The sequence below is a fragment of the Cellulomonas sp. P5_C6 genome, from assembly GCF_054049635.1.
The window spans coordinates 1-724 of record NZ_JBFULZ010000389.1 but is presented as its reverse complement, the minus strand read 5'-3'; the positions used below and the strand labels follow the sequence as shown (position 1 = coordinate 724).

At 60.6% G+C, this 724-nt stretch carries 1 protein-coding gene; it reads right to left on the bottom strand.

Annotated elements, in window-relative coordinates; all coding sequences use genetic code 11:
- Window positions 1–73 precede the first annotated feature (73 nt).
- Window positions 74–328, bottom strand: a complete 255-nt coding sequence (locus tag ACXJKG_RS21325) for a PilZ domain-containing protein (RefSeq protein WP_439093084.1) — start codon at window positions 326–328, stop codon at window positions 74–76.
- Between the last annotated feature and the right edge of the window lie 396 nt (window positions 329–724).

The following is a 724-nucleotide window of genomic DNA, read 5'->3' as shown; positions in this document are numbered from 1 at the left end:
GGCTGATCCACCACAGCAGCGCGCAGCCCATCATTACAGGAATGACGATATCGGGGCGCACGATCGTGGAGCCCTACGCGATAAAGCGAACGCCCAGCGTCTTGCCGCGGCGCCAGACCACTTCACACGTACGCCCGGTGCGCGCGTCGCGCGAGAAAGCCAGCTTCATCTTGTTGGGGACCGACGTGGGATCGTCGACGACGACTTTCGCGCCGGAGGTCGAGAGATCCAGCACATTGCATTGCCGGGCCGCGAATCCACCGTCCAGCGTGATCCATCCGGCCTGGTGCACGGACCGGCGTGTGTCGCGTTTTTTCGTCACTGCCATCGCATCACTCCACGCCCCCGGAGAGAGCCTTAAGCCCGCATGCTTTAAGAACCGTTGAGAGGTGCAGAAGAGTTCGAAATGTCCTGTGCACGAGGTCCGTGCGCCGCGCATGGGGATCATCCACCTGATCCCTCACCGCCCACTTGCCGACCCGAACAAACGTCACTATACGTTCGGCCGCTGGCACCAAACTGATTTGCTTTCGGTCGGTGCCGCCCGCGATAGATCAGCCCTAAAGCTTTGATGTTGCGGCGATTTTAGAAATAGCCGTGCAGAACCGCGGTATCCTTGGCCTGATTTCGGGCCGCTGGATCGGCCGGGGTTTTTTGCTCCCTTCGTCTATCGGTTAGGACGCCACCCTTTCACGGTGGAGAGAGCGGTTCGATTCCGCTAGGG